Source organism: Ensifer sp. Root127 (assembly GCF_001425225.1).
In the GTDB taxonomy this organism is placed as follows: domain Bacteria; phylum Pseudomonadota; class Alphaproteobacteria; order Rhizobiales; family Rhizobiaceae; genus Ensifer; species Ensifer canadensis.
Window position 1 is genome coordinate 35,235 of the sequence record NZ_LMDX01000003.1, and the last position, 16,085, is coordinate 51,319.

Genomic DNA, 16,085 nt, shown 5'->3' on the forward strand with positions numbered 1-16,085 from the left:
CGGGGGGCAACGAATGCCTGCCGCTCGCTGCTCCCTGTCGGCAATCAGCCTAGCAGGTTGCGGATCGTCCGCATGAAGGCGCGAGCGCCCACCTCGATCAGTGCATCGGGAAAGTCGTAGTCCGGATTGTGCAGGCGAGGGTGGTCCTCACCTGCACCGAGGAAGAACATTGCTGAGGGGGCGACGCGGCCGAAAAGGCCGAAATCTTCCGATGCCTTCATCGGCAGGGCGGTCGGGCCCGCGTCGTGGCTGATCCGCTCCTCGCCAAGAGCGCGGCGCAAATGGTCGACGGCCCCCGGCGCGTTGCTGCACTGATGGAAGATATCTTCGTAGCTGATCGACGATGTGAGCCCGCCGGCCGTCGAATGTTTATGGACGAGAGCTTCGGCACGCCTCACCAGCTCACCCATCCGCTCGTTCGTCAGCGTGCGCAATGTTGCCCAGATCTCGGCATGGCCGGGGCTGATGCCGAAGGCGGGTTCGCCGAGGCGCGCGTGGGTCACGGTTACCAGCGTGAAATCGGCATCGAGCGAACCGCCGGCGCCAAGTGCAGTCAACTCACTCAGGAGATGAGCCATGGCGGAGGTCGGGGCGACGCCATCTTCCGGGCAGGACGCGTGCGCGGTCTTGCCCGAAAGCACGAACCTCATGCCGCGCGAGGCGCAATTGACCGGCCCTTCGGCCAACGCAACGTGCCCCAGCGGCAGGCCGGGAAAGTTATGCAGCGAAAACACAAAGTCCGGTTTCAGCGGCTCGAATTTAGGATCCGCCAACACGGCGGCGGCACCGGCACCATTCTCTTCGGCCGGTTGGAAAAGCAGGATCGCCCGCCCGCGTGCCGGTCTTTTCCGGGAGAGCCCTTTGGCGAGCGCCATTAGGATTGCCGTGTGGCCGTCGTGTCCGCAGAGATGCCCCTTGCCGGTGATCTCGGATCGGTGCGGCGAAGTTGAAAGTTCTTCGATCGGCAAGGCATCGAGTTCGGAGCGGATCATCACGGTCGGACCATGGGTCGCTCCGTGATAAACGGCCGCCACCCCATGCCCACCGAGGTCAGTGACGATCTCGTCCGGTTGGCTCGACCCCAGCGCCCGTGCGACCATTCTGGCCGTCTCGACCTCTTCGCCTGATAGCTCCGGCTTGCGATGGAGTTCACGCCGAAACGCGGTGATCTCGTCCAGTTCGCCACCATTCAAAAACATGCGCAATATCCCAACCAGTGTCCGCCTCGGTGGGGCGTGTCGATCGAGCCCCGGTATCGGTGGGGAATGTGAAGCGGCGCTCCAGCTCTGTCTAGTCGGGAAAGTGCAAGTCGGCGAAGTGTCTGCATCGAGACCGCGAGTGCCGGGTAGTGTTGGAAGACGATATCGGTCGGGACCGCTGTAACCCAATCGACTTTCTCCACCGCCCGGAAAGCAGGCGGTGGAGAGATCCAGGAGGGCCGCTAAGGTCCCCATTCTCCCGAGGCGGCGTCCGCCACCAGACGCACCAGCATCTTGCCGTGGTTGGCACCCCTGAAGAGGTCGATGAAGGCGGAGGGAGCATTTTCGAGACCGTCGACCACGGTTTCGCGGATTTTGACCTGCCCCGCCTTCAGCCAACCGACCATATCGAGGAGCGCCTGGGCGTCTCGGTTTTTGAGATCGAGGGCCGCAAGGCCCTGCTGACGCGCCAGGGCCATGTGCTCTATCGGCGCGGCAAATCGCTCGTCGACGAAGCCACAAGACTGGAGCGTGCGGCGAGAAACCTCGCCAAGGGCCAGGAGCAGGAACTTCGCCTTGCGGTGGAGGGGCTGCGCAGCCGAATACCCGGAGACGCGGATCGAGATTTTCGAAACCGTCATGGGCGGCACGGACGAAATGCTGCTCTCGGGCGCCGTCGATCTTGCGATCTGCGCCGATACCCTGCCGGCCGGCCACAGGGGCGAGGTGCTGATGCGCTATCGGGCGATCGCGGCTGCCGCCCCGTTCCATCCGCTGCATCAGATCGGCCGCGAACTGGCAATGGAGGATCTGAAAGGGCACCGCCACCTCGTCATCCGTGACAGCGGGCTGCAACGCGTGCGCCATAGCGTCTGGAATGTGACTGAACAGCGGCTCACAGTCAGCCACAAATCAACATCCATACGGGCGGCCTGCATTGGCATGGGTTTTGCCTGGTATCCGGAAGACTGGATCCGCGAAGAACTGGCCGCAGGCCAGCTCAAGCCCTTGCCGCTCAGGGAAGGGGCGGAGCGCTGGGGCGCGATGTATCTGGTTTATCCCGATCCTGATGGTGCCGGACCGGGCGCCCGCCGGTTGGGCGATATCATCATCCACGCTGCACAGGGCGTCGCATGAGCGATTGACCTGGGTCGAACAGCTATCTTCGGGCGCCACCAACGAGCGAGATCGAGCGCGCCGCGGCGGTCACCAGCGGAGCAAAGCGTTCTTCCGTTTCCTCCGGCGTGTAGCGGCTGCGCGATACCGCGATGTTGATCGCGCCGTAAGGCGTGCCATTGGCATCCAGCACCGGTGCGGCGATCGACAGGTCGCCGTGGAAATATTCCTCGAATGCGGTGGCATAGCCCTTGGTCGCCGATTGTTTCAGCTTTGTCTTCAGCGCATCGATGTCCCATGTCGTGTGCGGCGTAAACGGGTAGAGATCCGATTTTTCGAGGATTGCATGGGCGGTCTCCTCCGGCAGGCCCGAGAGGATGGCGATCCCCGGAGCCGTGCAATAGGCCGGCAGTCGCGTGCCGGTGATGACGTCGTTGTTCAGCACGTGACGGCTCATGAAGCGCGACACGAAAACAATGTCGGTATCGTCGAGCACGGTCAGGTTGACGGTTTCTTCGGTCGCTTTGCTCAGGTGCAGAAGATAGGGCATGCCCCGTTCGACGAAGCCGCTGGCGCGCGTGTAGTGATAGCCGAAATCAAGCGCCTTCACCGTCAGCTCAAAGCGCTTCGTATCGGCGTTTTTGCCGAGATAGCCGAGCTTGGCGAGCGTGTGCGTGAAGCGCTGGGCGGCGCTCATGTCGAGCCCGGTTTCCTCGGCGATCTGTGACAGGCTGAGGTTCGGGCGGCGACCGTCAAAGGCTCTGAGAACCCTGAAGGCTTTCTCGACCGACTGAACCAGCAAGGGATCGCGGTCTTCTCCCGGCGTTTCGTTTTCGTCTGTCGCAGCCTTGTTCGCCTTGCGCGCCATGTATCCCCGGTCCCTGCGGTTTCCCACATATCGATAACAGAATCGCCAAGCATCGGAAAAGGCGCTTGACAGCTAAAATAAACATAATCACACTATGACATAACAATTATCGCATTGCAATAGTTGTTTAATTGCAACGGAGAAAATCATGGACCGCTTCATCCTGACAGAACGGCGTGGCGAGGTCGGCGTCATCACGCTGAACCGCCCCGAAATCCTCAATGCCTGGCACAGCCCGATGCGCCAGCAGCTGGTTGCTGCCTTCACGTCGTTCGAAGAAGACGAGACGGTCCGCGCCATTATCCTGACCGGTGCCGGTGATCGTGCGTTCAGCGCAGGCCAGGATCTGAACGAGACCCGCACGTTCGACGGTGCCCGCGGGCAGGAGTGGGTGGGCGAATGGGAACGGCTCTATGATGCGATGCGCTCGCTGTCGAAGCCGCTGATCGCGGCACTCAACGGTGTTGCCGCCGGTTCTGCGTTTCAGGTGGCACTTCTCTGCGACTTCCGCGTCGCTCATCCGGGCGTGCGTATGGGGCAGCCGGAAATCAATTCCGGCATCGCCAGCACCACAGGCCCGTGGATGATGCGCGAGATGATCGGTCTTTCCCGCACCATCGACCTGACGCTTAGCGGGCGCCTGATGCAGTCGGATGAATGCCAGGCCATCGGCATCATCAACCGCATCGTGCCGCAGGAACACGTCATGGATGAAGCCCTCTCGCTGGCCCGTGAACTCGCCGCCAAGCCACCGGTCGCCATGCGGCTTGACAAACAGCGCTTCAGGGAGATGACAGAGGCTGGTTTCCGCGACTGCCTCGAAGCCGGCGCTCGCATCCAGCGCGAAGCCTACGCCTCCGGCGAACCGGCGCGGATGATGGAACAGTTTCTCGCACGGCGTGCGGCAAGCAAGGCCTGACAAGGGCCAGGCCGCTTATGGGAGGCGGCGCGCAATCCAAAACAAGAGGGTAGAACAATGACCAACAACAAAGACATACTGATTGACCGCCGCAGCCTGTTGAAAATCGGCGGAGGCCTGGGCGTCGCCCTGGCCGCGCCTGCCGTCTTCACGCGGTCCGCATTTGCCGCCGAAACCCTGACCGTCGCCGATCCCGGCGGCCCCTACAGCCCCGGTTACCGCAAGGCATTCTACGATCCCTTCGAACAGGCGACCGGTATCAAGGTTATCAATGTTGCCCGCGACGCCGAACCGACCGCCCAGTTCCGGGCGATGGTCGAGACCCAGTCCTATAGCTGGGACGTCTGCACGCTGACGCTTTCCGCCCGCGACATTCTGGAGAAGCGCGACCTGCTCGAGCCGATCAACCTGCCGGCAGCCGACGTTCCCGGGCTGATGCCCGACGCCCTGACCGAGCTATGGCTTGGCGTCGACGTCTATTCCACCATCATGGCCTATCGCACCGACCACTTCGACGCGGCCAACGGTCCGAGTTCCTGGGCCGATTTCTGGAATGTCGAGAAATTCCCGGGGCGGCGTGCCCTGCGCAAGAACCCGATCGATACGCTGGAGCAGGCGTTGCTTGCCGATGGCGTGCCGATCGCCGAACTCTACCCGCTCGACATCGAGCGCGCCTATGCCAGCCTCGAGAAGATCAAGCCGCATGTCGATGTCTGGTGGACAGGCGGCGCCCAGTCGAGCCAGTTGATCCAGAGCGGCGAAGTCGACCTGATCGCGCTCTGGAACGCCCGGGCCCAGGCGGTGATCGACGGTGGTGCGCCGGTCAAGATCGGCTGGAACCAGGGGCTCTACTCGATCGAGGGCTGGGGCATTCCGAAGGGCTCGCCGCGCGCCGATATCGCCCGGCAGTTCGTCAAGTTCTGCGCCGATCCGAAGCAGCAGGCGCTCTTTACCGAGTTCCTCGCCTACGGCCCGACGAACCTGAAGGCCTATGAGCATATTCCGGCAGAACGCGCTGCCGCCCTGCCCACCTCCGAGGCCAATCTGAAGGTCATGACCATTGCGCGGGAAGACTGGTGGAGCGCCAACCGTTCCGAAATGACCGAGCGCTTCAACGCCTGGATCCTGGGTTAAGGGGAAATCTGATGCTCGCGAAGCCCGAACAAGCCACTCGCCCAAAACTTCTCGTCGACGGATTGGCCAAGAGCTACGGCGCCACCGTTGCTCTCAAGCCCACGCACGTCGCGGTCCAGACCGGCGAGTTCCTGACGCTTCTCGGGCCTTCGGGCTCCGGCAAGACCACCTTGCTGCAGATGATCAGCGGGCTGGTCCTGCCAACGGAGGGCCGCCTGTTCATCGACGGCAGCAATGAGACGGAAACGCCGGTACACAAGCGCGACATCGGCCTCGTTTTCCAGCACTACGCCCTGTTTCCGCATCTGACGGTCGCCGAGAATATAGGCTTTCCCTTGAAGATGCGCGGCAAGAGCACTGCCGAGATCGACAGGCAGGTCAAAGGCGCACTCGACATGGTTCAGCTCGGCCATCTGGCCGGGCGGTTCCCGCGCGAACTTTCCGGCGGGCAGCAGCAGCGCGTGGCGCTTGCCCGCTGCTTCGTCTACCAGCCGTCGATCATCCTGATGGACGAGCCGCTGGGCGCGCTCGACAAGAAGCTTCGCGAGCATATGCAGTTCGAGATCAAGCGGCTGCACCGGCAGACCGGCGCCACGATCATCTATGTGACGCATGACCAGGAGGAGGCACTGGCGCTCTCCGACCGCATCTGCCTGATGAATCATGCCATGGTCGAGCAGATCGGTCCGCCGCAGGAAATCTACGCCCGGCCACGCACCGCCTTTGCCGCCGATTTCATTGGCATCTCCAACATCTTCCGCGGCCGCGTCGAGCTTGGCTCGGGCGGTGTCGCGCACCTTTCGACCCCGAGTGGACGCTTCCGGATCGATGGCACCGGCCTTTCCAACAATGCCGAGATGGCGCTGGTGGTGCGGCCGGAGCATCTCGAACTCGGCTCGACCGGCGCAAACGAGATCAGTGGTCGCGTCGCAGAGGTCGTCTATGCCGGCTCTGAAACCCGACTGCTCGTCGACATCTCTGTCGGTGAGCTGGTCACGGTTCGTGTCCTTCCCGGTAAGCCGTTGCCTGGTATAGGCGACAACATCACGCTGAACTGGGCGCCGGAAGCCGCCGTGTTGGTGACGCCATGACCGCGGCGGCTGTCTCCACTCCGCGCTCTGTGCGCTCCAACCGCTTCCGCTTTGGGCCGCTTTGGCTGGCAGCGCCCGGCCTTGCCTTCCTTCTGATTTTCTTCCTCGTCCCCGTCGCCCGGCTGATGGGCCTCAGTCTCGAGGACGCCGACACCGGCGCGATGACCGCCAGCCACTATGCGAGGATCTTCGAGACCGACGTCTATTTCCGCGTTCTGTTGATCACCTTCCGCATCGCCGGACTGACGACGCTCTTCTCTCTGCTTCTCGGCTATCCCCTGGCCTACTGGTTGTCGCGCTTGCCGGATCGGACGCGCGGCACGATGATCCTGCTCGTGATGGTGCCGTTCTGGACGAGCTACCTCGTCAAGAGCTTTGCCTGGGTCATCGTGCTGGGACGCACCGGGATCATCAACCAGATCGGCCTGGGATCAGGTGTGCTCAGCCAGCCGCTGGAGCTGTTGCACAATGAACTCGGCGTTATGATCGGCATGGTTCATGCCATGGTGCCGCTCGCCATCCTCACCATGCTGCCTGTCATGACCGGCATCGACCGCCGGCTGACGCAAGCATCGGCAACGTTGGGCGCGACGCCTGCGAAGGGCTTCTGGCTCGTCTATTTCCCGCTTTCGCTTCCGGGTGCGGCGGCTGCCGGCCTGCTGACCTTCATCTCCTCGCTCGGCTTCTTCATTGTTCCGGCCCTGCTTGGTGGGCGTCAGCAGACGATGCTCGCTCAATTGATCATCGTCCAGGTTCAGGAAATCCTGAACTGGGCCTTCGCCGGGGCTCTTGCCGCGATGATGCTGCTGGCGGCACTGGTGACGTGCTGGGTTTACGATCGGGTGTTCGGGCTCTCCAGCCTTTCGGGCGAGCCGTCCGACGGCAAGACCGGCAAAACCGGTTTCCTGCGCGCCCTTGGCCTGGCGATCCTCGATCGGGTGGCGAGCATCAGCAGCGCCATTGCGTCCGGCAGCCACCGGCTGTTGGGAGCGGCGGTTTCAAGCCGCATGCTCGGCATCTACAGCGTCTTGCTGTTCGCCTTCCTGATGCTGCCGACGCTCGTCGTCCTGCCGATCGCCTTTACCAGTTCGCAGTTCCTCGAGTTCCCGCCGCCGGGATATGGCCTGGAATGGTTCCGGACCTATTTCACCTCCGACCTCTGGGTCGCGGCCACCATCCGCTCGTTCGGCGTCGCCTTCGCGACCGCCATCGTTGCAACGGTGATCGGTGGCTTTGCGGCGCTGGCGCTTGCCCGTTCGCGTTCGCGCTGGCGCGGCATCATCTTCGCCTTCTTCCTGGCGCCGATGATCGTGCCGCGTATCGTCATTGCCGTCGGCCTGTTCTACCTCTTTGCCCAGATGGGACTTGTTGCCACCGACCTTGGCCTGGTGATCGGTCACACGGTGCTGGCGCTGCCCTTTGCCTTCGTCGCCATTGCCGCTGTGCTGAAGAGCTACGACTGGCGGCTCGACCAGGCTGCGGCAACCCTTGGGGCAAATCGGGTTCAGGCCCTGCGGTTCGTGACCGTGCCGCTGATCAAGAGCGGCCTGACGGCAGCGTTCCTCTTTGCCTTCATCACCTCGTTCGACGAGCTGACCGTGGCGATCTTCGTCAGCGGCGGCGTCAAGACGACCCTGCCGAAGCAGATGTGGGATGACATGATCCTGCAGCTCAACCCGACGCTCGCGGCGGTTTCGGTCGTCGTCTTCATCGTCGTGACAACACTTCTCCTGGCGGCGGAAAAACTCCGCCGCTCCTCCTGACACCCCATCCGAGATCCTCCCATGACCGTATCTCTCGAAGGCTTCCTCGGAAGCTTCACGACCAAGGCTGCCCGCAAACCGGAACAGGTGTTCGCCCGTTTCAATGGCGAGCCGATCACCTTTGCCGCCCTCGATACGATGTCGGCAGCACTTGCCGCCGAGCTGCGCCAACGCGGCCTGAAATCCGGTGACCGCGCCGCGGTGATGATGCGCAATTCGCGCCTGTCGCTGGCCGTGCTCTTCGGCCTTGCCAAGGCCGGCGTCGTCTGGGTCCCGGTCAACGCCCAGCTTCGCGGTGAGGGCCTGCGCTATATCCTCGAACATTGCGAACCGGGCGCTGTCATCTGCGATGTCGAGCTTGCCGAAACCATCGCTGAAAGCGGTGCTGCTGTGCCCGCTGCCGGGATAATCCTTGCAGGCGAACAGGCTGGCCCGGCGTCGCTGGAAGCAATTCTGGCTTCGGGTGCGGCATTCAGCGAAGAGCCGCCGGCCGCAGATGATCTGTTTGCGATCATGTATACCTCCGGCACCACCGGCCGGCCGAAGGGCGTGCTGGTGACCCACGGCATGATCCGGCTTGCGGGCGAGGCGGTGCGCACGCTTTCGGTGGCAGGGCCGGGCGACGTCTTCTTCGTCTGGGAGCCGCTCTATCATATCGGTGGCGCCCAATTGATCGTGCTACCGATCATCGAGGACCTGTCGCTCGCCATGGTCGACAAGTTCAGCGCCAGCCGCTTCTGGGATCAGGTGCGCACCTATGGTGCCACCCATATCCACTATCTCGGCGGCATTCTGCAGATCCTGCTGAAGCAGCCGGAAAGCGAAGATGACCGCAAGCATCCGGTGCGCATCGCCTGGGGCGGCGGCTGCCCGAAGGAGGTCTGGCCGCAGTTCAAGGAACGCTTCGGTGTCGAAATGCGCGAATGCTACGGCATGACGGAGGCCTCCAGCATCACCACCTGCAACGCCACCGGCGTCGTCGGCGCCGTCGGGCAGCCGATGCCCTGGTTCTCGGTCGCTATTCTCAACGAAAAGGGCGAGCCGGTGCCGGCAGGCGACAAGGGCGAGATCGTCGTGCGCACCTCGCTTGAGGGCGCACTGTTCAAGGGATATCTGCGCAATCCGGAAGCGACGGAAAAGACCCTTCGCAACGGTGCGCTTCATACTGGCGATTCCGGCTCCTTCGATGTCGACGGCAATCTCTGGTTCCACGGTCGGCTCACCGACAGTGTGCGATGCAAGGGCGAAAACGTCTCCGCCTGGGAGGTCGAGCATGTTGCCGCCGCCTACCCAGCGGTCGAGGATTGCGCCATGATCGGCGTTGCCGCCGATGTCGGCGAGCAGGACATCAAGCTCTTCGTCAAGCCGAAGCCCGGCAGCGCCATCGATCCGATCGATCTGTCAGGATGGCTGGCCCATCGGCTCGCGCCCTACCAGAACCCGCGCTACATTGCCGTCGTCGACGAATTCGAGCGCACGCCGAGCCAGCGCATCATGAAACACCGACTGCCCGCCGGTCTCGACAATTGCTGGGATCGGCTGGCACGACAGTAGGACCGAGGTGTCCTAGGGCGAACACGGCGAATGAAGAGAGGCGACGAGATGGAACAGTCAGAGGAAATCGTGTTGGTCGGCTGCGGCAACATGGGTTTTGCCTTGCTCGAAGGCTGGCTTGATCGGGCCGGTATTCCTGCAGCCCAAATTCATGTGGTCGAGCCTGCGGAATCTCTTCGCCACCGCGCCGCCGCGCGTGGCGCAACGGTTTATGATGATGCGGCCGGCTTGCCGGCTGCCTTGCGGCCGCGCGCCGTCATAATCGCCGTCAAGCCGCAGGTCGTCGGCTCGATGCTTGGCGCCTACCGCCGGTTCAGGGACACGGCGGTGTTTGTAAGCATCGCCGCCGGCGTGCCGATCTCGACCTTCGAGAATACCCTGGGCAACGCCGCGATCGTGCGCGCCATGCCCAATATGCCGGCCTCGATCGGCATGGGGGTGATTGCAGCCTTTGGCAGCACTCACATCGACGACAATCAGACGGGTTTTGTCACCGATCTTCTGGCGGCCGTCGGCAGTGTTCACTGGCTGGCGGAGGAACGGCTTGTCGATGCGGCAACGGCGATATCCGGTTCCGGGCCGGCCTATCTCTTCCATTTCATCGAGTGTCTGACCGACGCGGGAATTGCCGTCGGCCTGCCGGCAGGAACCGCTCTTGCCCTGGCGAAACAGACGGTGGGTGGCGCCGCTATTCTTGCCAGCACCAGCGCATTTTCGCCGGCGGAGCTGCGCCAACAGGTGACCAGCCCGAACGGCACGACCGCCGCCGCGCTCGAGGTCCTGACGGCTGAGCCAAGTCTGGCCGATCTGGTGAAGCGGGCGGCCGCGGCTGCGCATCGCCGGGCGTTGGAGCTGGCGGTCGCTAACTGATCGCCAGCCGAGGATGTTTCCGCATCAGGCCGTGGTAAACGACGCGTCGCGCACGCCCGGAATGTGAAACGTCTGCTGGAAATAGGACCGCAGCGCCTGCATCGGCGGCGTAAATTCCGCTCCCCGCCGCCAGGCAAGGCCGACGTCCATGGCCGGCACAGGATCGCGCACGTTGATCGTCTCGATGCGCCGGCCCTCGAGCGACCAGGGGCGATGGACCATGTCGGAGAGTATGGCAACGCCCTGGCCATTGGCGACCAGCGAGCGCACAGCCTCCACCGACGAGGTCCTGAGGATGACACGCGGCTGGTAGGTCGACGTGCTCCAGTATTTCAGCGACGAATGCGCGGCCTCGTCGACCGTCAGCATGATGTAGGGCTCCTCGGCGATCTCGCGAAAACCGACGCTGTCGCGTTGCAGTAGCGGATGCTGGGCCGGAACCCAGAGCCGTCGCGTCGAGCTCATCAGCTTTTCGGTCGTCAGCGCCGGGTTGAGGATGTTGGAGGTCAGAAGAACCGCCATGTCGTAGCGGTTGGTGAGCAGACCCTCTTCGATCGATTCCCGCTTGAGCTCGAACAGTTGCAGCTCGAGTTTCGGAAACAGCCGTCGCAGCCGCTCGATATGTTGCGGCAGGAAGTAGCCGATGACGGTATAGGTGGCGGCAATCGCGAGTGTACCCTCGACGGCGCTGCTGACGATGTTCAGATGGGTCGCTTCGTCCACCTTCTTCAGGATCTCGTAGGCATGGGAGAGAAACTGCCGCCCCGCCATCGTCAAGTCCATGCCGCTTGGCGTGCGCAGGAACAGGTTGGTGCCGACGATGCGCTCCAGCTCCTTGATCGCCGTGGTCACCGCGGACTGGGAGATCGAGAGATCGACCGCCGCCTGGGATATCTGACCAAGTTCTGCCGTCGCGACGAAATAGCGAAGCTGGCGAAGACTGATCGACAAAGCCCATCTCCCATCTGATTATTTTATACAGCGGCTCAGAAAATCAGAAAGTCTGCCACGTCTTTGAGCAGTCGTCTGGTCATCCCTCAGGCATTTCACCGTAAGCCGCTCTAAACACGCTAATTTTCGCAGGCGTTTTTTGCAACTGCGAATTCTGAAATTCAGATACTCGGCATGTGAAAATAGAATTTTTCAAATGCTCTGTTTCACCCTAGCGTTCCCTGGAGGTCAGGGTTGCCGGGAGAGCAATCTCCAGGAGAGCGACCTGCAACAGAGGGATGAGGCATTGCTCGACGTCGTCGATATCAATTGCGATATGGGAGAAGCATTCGGCCGCTGGCGCATCGGCGATACCGACGATGCGGCTCTGATGCCGCTGATCAGCTCCGCCAATATCGCTGCCGGCTTCCATGGAGGCGATCCCAATCTGATGGATGAAACGGTCCGGCTCGCCGCCGAACATGGCGTCGGCATCGGCGCCCATCCCGGCTATCGCGACCTGCAGGGTTTCGGCCGCCGCAAGATAGCAGGCACTGCCCGCGAGCTCGTCAACGACATGGTCTACCAGGTCGGCGCGATCCGCGAATTCGCCCGCCGGCACGGTGCCCCTCTGCAGCATGTAAAGCCGCACGGAGCGCTCTACATGGAGATGGCCGTCAACCGCGAACTCTCCCAGATCTTCATGCAATACATGCGCACGGTCGCGCCCAATGCTTTTGTCTTCTGCATGGCCGGATCGGCGACGGAGCTTGCAGCTCAGGAAGTCGGCCAGCCAGTCATTCGCGAGTTCTATGCCGACCGCGACTATGACGAAAGCGGCTCGATCGTCTTTACCCGCGATGCCGGCCGGCCCGATGCCGCGGCGATCGCCCGCAAGGTCGTTCGCGCCTGTCGGGAAGGGCGGGTGCGCACGGTCACGGGCGCCGATATCGCGGTTCCGTTCGAATCCATTTGTTTTCATTCCGATACGCTCGGCGCGCTCGATATCGTGCGCCTCATGCGGGAGGGGCTGAGTGCCGAGGGCATTCGCATCGCTCCCGTCTCTCAGGTCAAAACCAGATAACATAGCGGAGGCAACCATGAGCAAGCACGAAATCCGATCGCCCCTTCCAGGAACCTTCTATCGCTCGTCTGCTCCGGATGTCCCGCCCTTCAAATCTGATGGCGACGATGTTTCTTCCAGCGATGCCATCGGCCTGATCGAAGTCATGAAGACCTTTCAGGAGATCCAGGCCGGTGTCGCGGGCGGCAGCATCCGCTTTCTCGTCGACAACGAAGAACCTGTGATGGCAGGCCAGGTGATCGCCGAGGTCGAACAATGAAACTCCGCTCGGTCCTTATCGCCAATCGCGGAGAAATCGCCGTCCGCATCATCCGCGCCGCCAAGGCGCTCGGTATCCGCACGGTTCAGATTTATAGCGCCGCCGATGCCGACATGCTGGCCGTCAAGCTTGCCGACGAGGCGATCGAGATCGGACCGCCGGTGCCGAAGAAATCCTATCTCGACATCGCGGCCGTGATTGCGGCGGCCAAACGCGCCAATGTCGATGCGGTTCATCCCGGCTATGGCTTCCTGTCGGAGAACGGCGACTTCGCCGACGCCGTGGTTGCCGCCGGCCTGATCTTCATCGGGCCATCAGGCGATGCGATCCGCCTTCTGGGTGACAAGGTCGCCGCCCGTGCCGTTGCCGAGAAGGCCGGTGTGCCGACCGTTCCCGGCAGCGACGGCCGTATCTCGAGCCTTGCCGATGCACATCAAGTGACCGAGCGCACCGGCTTTCCCGTGATGATCAAGGCGGCAGCCGGCGGCGGTGGTCGTGGCATCCGCATCGTCAACAATGCGGTCGAGCTGGAGACACAGTTTCCCCAGGCATCGGCCGAGGCGCTGGCCTCCTTCGGCGACGGCGGGCTCTATCTGGAAAAGGTGATCACCCGCGCCCGCCATGTCGAGGTCCAGATCCTTGGCGACGGCAACAACGTCGTGCATTGCTTCGAGCGCGAATGCTCGCTGCAGCGCCGCCGGCAAAAGGTCTGGGAGGAGGCTCCGTCCTTCCTGCTTCCGCCCGAGGTCAGGCAGAAACTCTGCGACAGCGCCGTCGCGTTGGCGCGCTCCGTCGGCTACCGCGGGGCCGGAACGGTGGAATATCTCTACGACGACGAGACCCGCGAGTTCTACTTCATCGAGGTCAACACCCGCATCCAGGTGGAGCACCCGGTGACCGAGATGATCACCGGCATCGATCTGGTCGAGGAGATGTTCCGCATCGCTGCCGGCGCTTCGCTCTCGGTCCGTCAGGCCGACATTGCCGTCAAGGGCCACGCCATCGAATGCCGGATCAATGCCGAGGATCCGAGGCGCGGTTTCATGCCGGCGCCAGGCAGGATCGAAAGGCTCGACGTACCTGAGGGGGAAGGCATCCGTTTCGACACCATGCTCTACGAAGGCTACGTCATCCCGCCGTTCTACGATTCATTGCTCGGCAAGCTGATAGTCTGGGGCGAGAACCGAGCGGCGTGCCTCGCCCGCCTTTCGCAGGCGCTGGCGCAGCTCACGATCGAGGGCGTGCCGACCACGATCCCGTTGCATCGGGCATTGGCTGCCGACGCGCAGATCGCCAAGGGCGCCTTCCATACGCGCTTTCTCGAGACATGGCTTGAAACTGAATTTGCCGCCGATGGCGGCTGTGCCGCGGAGGTCGCGTGATGCCGACACGATACACGTTCGGAGGCGACGAGCACCTGTTCGTCGAATGCAGCGACGAGATGTCGTTGGAAGCCTTCTTCAAGAGCCTCTCTATGGCCAACGGTGTCAAGGAGAGCTGCGTCAAGGGGATCACCGAGATCTGCCCGGCCAATGCGTCCTTCCAGATTAAATTCGACCCGGATCAGATCAAGCCCGATGACGTGCTGAGGGAAGTGCGGGCGATCGAGGGCGCGGCCGAGCGGGCCGAACCCGTCATCCGCACCCGTATCGTCGAAATCCCGGTCTTCTACAACGACCCCTGGACGCACGAGACGCTGATGCGCTTTCGCGAGCGCCACCAGGAACCGTCAGGAACTGACCTCGACTATGCCACGCGGATCAACGGCTACGGTGACGTCGACGATTTCGTCGCCGCCCATTCCGGCTCGCCCTGGTTCGTGTCGATGGTCGGCTTCGTTGCCGGCCTGCCGTTCATGTACCAGATGGTCGAGCGGCAGCGGCAGATCCAGGTGCCGAAATATCTGCGCCCGCGCACCGACACGCCGCGGCTGACCGTCGGCCATGGTGGCTGCTTCGGCTGCATCTATTCGGTGCGCGGTGCGGGCGGCTACCAGATGTTCGGCATCACGCCGATGCCGATCTTCGACCCGACGCAGACCACCAGCTATCTCCGCGATTTCATGGTGTTCTTCCGGCCGGGCGACATCGTCAAGTTCAAGCCGATCGACCGCGATGCCTATGATCAGGCGGTCGAGGATGTCGACAAGGGGCGTTTCAGTCCGCCGGTCCGTGAGGTCAGCTTCGACCTGCGTGAATTCCAGAAGGATATCACTGGCTACAACACCCGGCTGGAGGGCATGATCAATGGCCATTAAGGTTCTGCATCACGGTCTTGCGACCACCGTCCAGGACCTTGGCCGTCCCGGTTACTTCCATCTCGGCATTCCACTCGGTGGAGCGATGGATCGCTATGCGATGCGGGCCGCCAACCTGCTGGTCGGAAACGACGAGGGGGCTGCCGGCCTGGAAGCGGTGTTCCTCGGCCCGAAGCTCGAATTTACCGAAGACACGCTGGTTGCGGTGACCGGAGCCGACATGCCGGCAAAGGTCGACGGGGTCGAGCAACCCGGGTGGACGGCTTTCCCCGTTCGCGCCGGCCAGACGCTGACGTTCGATTTTCTCAAGTCCGGCGCCCGTATCTATATCGCGATTGCCGGCGGCATCAATGTGCCGCTGGCGCTTGGCAGTCGCTCGACCTACCCGATCGGCGCGCTCGGCGGCTACAACGGCCGGCCGCTGGCACCGGGTGACGAACTGCCGGTTGGTGCCGGCAATGGCTCCGGTAAGGGTCGCTCGGTCGGCGCGCAGTTGCGGCGGCTGCCGGCCGCACCCGTCGCCCTGCGTGTCCTGCCCGGTCTCTACTGGGATCGTCTTTCCGACGAGGCGAAACAGAGCTTCTTTGCCGACGAATGGAAGGTGGCGCCGGAAGCCGACCGCATGGGGTACCGCTTCCGCGGCGGCCGCAAGCTCTCCTTCGTCGAGCGCGAACAGCCGTTTGGTGCCGGTTCCGACCCGTCCAACATCGTCGACAGTTGTTATCCCTATGGCTCGATCCAGGTCCCCGGCGGAACCGAGCCGATCATCCTGCATCGCGATGCGGTTTCCGGCGGCGGCTATTTCATGCTCGGAACCGTGATCTCCGCCGATATGGACCTGATCGGCCAGATGCAGCCGCATACACCGACCAGGTTCGTGGAGGTGACGATGGATGAGGCATTGGCGGCTCGGGCTGAGGAAACCGCGCGGCTGGAAGCGCTGCGCGCGTCGCTGAGCTGACGGTTCAGGGAAAACGGAGGGAAAGATGGAGCGCGGGCATCGAAGCAAGAGATCGGCAGCCGCGCTCAATGTCTCGGGTC

General features: G+C 62.9%; 16 protein-coding genes. 12 read left to right on the forward strand and 4 right to left on the reverse strand.

Translation table 11 applies throughout. From position 1 onward, the window contains the following. Positions 1-44 precede the first annotated feature (44 nt). Positions 45-1,199, reverse strand: a complete 1,155-nt coding sequence (locus ASD03_RS07915) for an amidohydrolase (RefSeq protein WP_057212656.1) — start codon at positions 1,197-1,199, stop codon at positions 45-47. 242 nt (positions 1,200-1,441) lie between these two features. Continuing rightward, positions 1,442-1,840, reverse strand: coding sequence for a hypothetical protein (locus ASD03_RS39660; protein ID WP_057212658.1), 399 nt, complete (start codon positions 1,838-1,840; stop codon positions 1,442-1,444). Here ASD03_RS39660 and ASD03_RS07925 point away from each other — a divergent pair. Further along, complete coding sequence (locus ASD03_RS07925; protein WP_057212661.1) at positions 1,839-2,336, forward strand: substrate-binding domain-containing protein; 498 nt, start codon at positions 1,839-1,841, stop codon at positions 2,334-2,336. The two genes, ASD03_RS39660 and ASD03_RS07925, sit on opposite strands and share 2 nt — an antisense overlap. Positions 2,337-2,358: 22 nt before the next feature. On the opposite strand, the gene ASD03_RS07930 is transcribed toward ASD03_RS07925, so the two are convergent. Continuing rightward, positions 2,359-3,183, reverse strand: coding sequence for an IclR family transcriptional regulator C-terminal domain-containing protein (locus ASD03_RS07930; protein ID WP_025429642.1), 825 nt, complete (start codon positions 3,181-3,183; stop codon positions 2,359-2,361). A gap of 148 nt (positions 3,184-3,331) precedes the next feature. Here ASD03_RS07930 and ASD03_RS07935 point away from each other — a divergent pair, with 148 nt between their 5' ends. The 6 genes from ASD03_RS07935 to proC are packed head-to-tail and all read left to right on the forward strand — an operon-like array spanning position 3,332 to position 10,514. After that, positions 3,332-4,102, forward strand: coding sequence for an enoyl-CoA hydratase/isomerase family protein (locus tag ASD03_RS07935; RefSeq protein ID WP_025429643.1), 771 nt, complete (start codon positions 3,332-3,334; stop codon positions 4,100-4,102). A 57-nt stretch (positions 4,103-4,159) separates the two neighbouring features. Continuing rightward, positions 4,160-5,236 carry an ABC transporter substrate-binding protein gene (locus tag ASD03_RS07940; protein ID WP_057212662.1) on the forward strand — a complete coding sequence of 359 codons (1,077 nt, stop codon included), beginning with the start codon at positions 4,160-4,162 and terminating at the stop codon, positions 5,234-5,236. 11 nt (positions 5,237-5,247) lie between these two features. After that, complete coding sequence (locus tag ASD03_RS07945; RefSeq protein ID WP_025429645.1) at positions 5,248-6,327, forward strand: ABC transporter ATP-binding protein; 1,080 nt, start codon at positions 5,248-5,250, stop codon at positions 6,325-6,327. Next, positions 6,324-8,090, forward strand: coding sequence for an ABC transporter permease subunit (locus ASD03_RS07950; protein ID WP_057212664.1), 1,767 nt, complete (start codon positions 6,324-6,326; stop codon positions 8,088-8,090). Before ASD03_RS07945 ends, ASD03_RS07950 begins: the two co-directional genes overlap by 4 nt. 21 nt (positions 8,091-8,111) lie before the next feature. Beyond that, positions 8,112-9,644: an AMP-binding protein gene (locus ASD03_RS07955; RefSeq protein ID WP_057212666.1), complete on the forward strand. Its 1,533-nt coding sequence runs from the start codon at positions 8,112-8,114 to the stop codon at positions 9,642-9,644. Between the two features lie 48 nt (positions 9,645-9,692). Next, positions 9,693-10,514 carry a pyrroline-5-carboxylate reductase gene (proC, locus tag ASD03_RS07960; RefSeq protein WP_057212740.1) on the forward strand — a complete coding sequence of 274 codons (822 nt, stop codon included), beginning with the start codon at positions 9,693-9,695 and terminating at the stop codon, positions 10,512-10,514. Between the two features lie 24 nt (positions 10,515-10,538). Here proC and ASD03_RS07965 read toward each other — a convergent pair whose 3' ends face one another. Further along, positions 10,539-11,465: a LysR family transcriptional regulator gene (locus tag ASD03_RS07965; protein WP_057212667.1), complete on the reverse strand. Its 927-nt coding sequence runs from the start codon at positions 11,463-11,465 to the stop codon at positions 10,539-10,541. 286 nt (positions 11,466-11,751) lie between these two features. Between ASD03_RS07965 and ASD03_RS07970 the strand changes: the two genes are divergently transcribed. From ASD03_RS07970 to ASD03_RS07990, 5 genes are read left to right on the forward strand one after another with little or no spacing between them, the layout of a single operon-like run. Next, positions 11,752-12,528 carry a 5-oxoprolinase subunit PxpA gene (locus ASD03_RS07970; protein WP_057212669.1) on the forward strand — a complete coding sequence of 259 codons (777 nt, stop codon included), beginning with the start codon at positions 11,752-11,754 and terminating at the stop codon, positions 12,526-12,528. Between the two features lie 16 nt (positions 12,529-12,544). Then, complete coding sequence (locus ASD03_RS07975) at positions 12,545-12,787, forward strand: acetyl-CoA carboxylase (RefSeq protein ID WP_057205843.1); 243 nt, start codon at positions 12,545-12,547, stop codon at positions 12,785-12,787. Continuing rightward, a complete protein-coding gene (locus ASD03_RS07980) occupies positions 12,784-14,169 on the forward strand; it encodes an acetyl-CoA carboxylase biotin carboxylase subunit (RefSeq protein WP_057212671.1) in 1,386 nt (461 codons plus the stop codon). The genes ASD03_RS07975 and ASD03_RS07980 overlap by 4 nt, the downstream gene beginning before the upstream one ends. Next, positions 14,169-15,044 (forward strand): carboxyltransferase domain-containing protein, encoded by an 876-nt coding sequence (locus ASD03_RS07985; RefSeq protein ID WP_057212673.1) that lies wholly within the window; start codon positions 14,169-14,171, stop codon positions 15,042-15,044. The genes ASD03_RS07980 and ASD03_RS07985 overlap by 1 nt, the downstream gene beginning before the upstream one ends. After that, positions 15,034-16,005, forward strand: a complete 972-nt coding sequence (locus ASD03_RS07990; RefSeq protein WP_057212675.1) for a biotin-dependent carboxyltransferase family protein — start codon at positions 15,034-15,036, stop codon at positions 16,003-16,005. Before ASD03_RS07985 ends, ASD03_RS07990 begins: the two co-directional genes overlap by 11 nt. Positions 16,006-16,085: the final 80 nt, after the last annotated feature.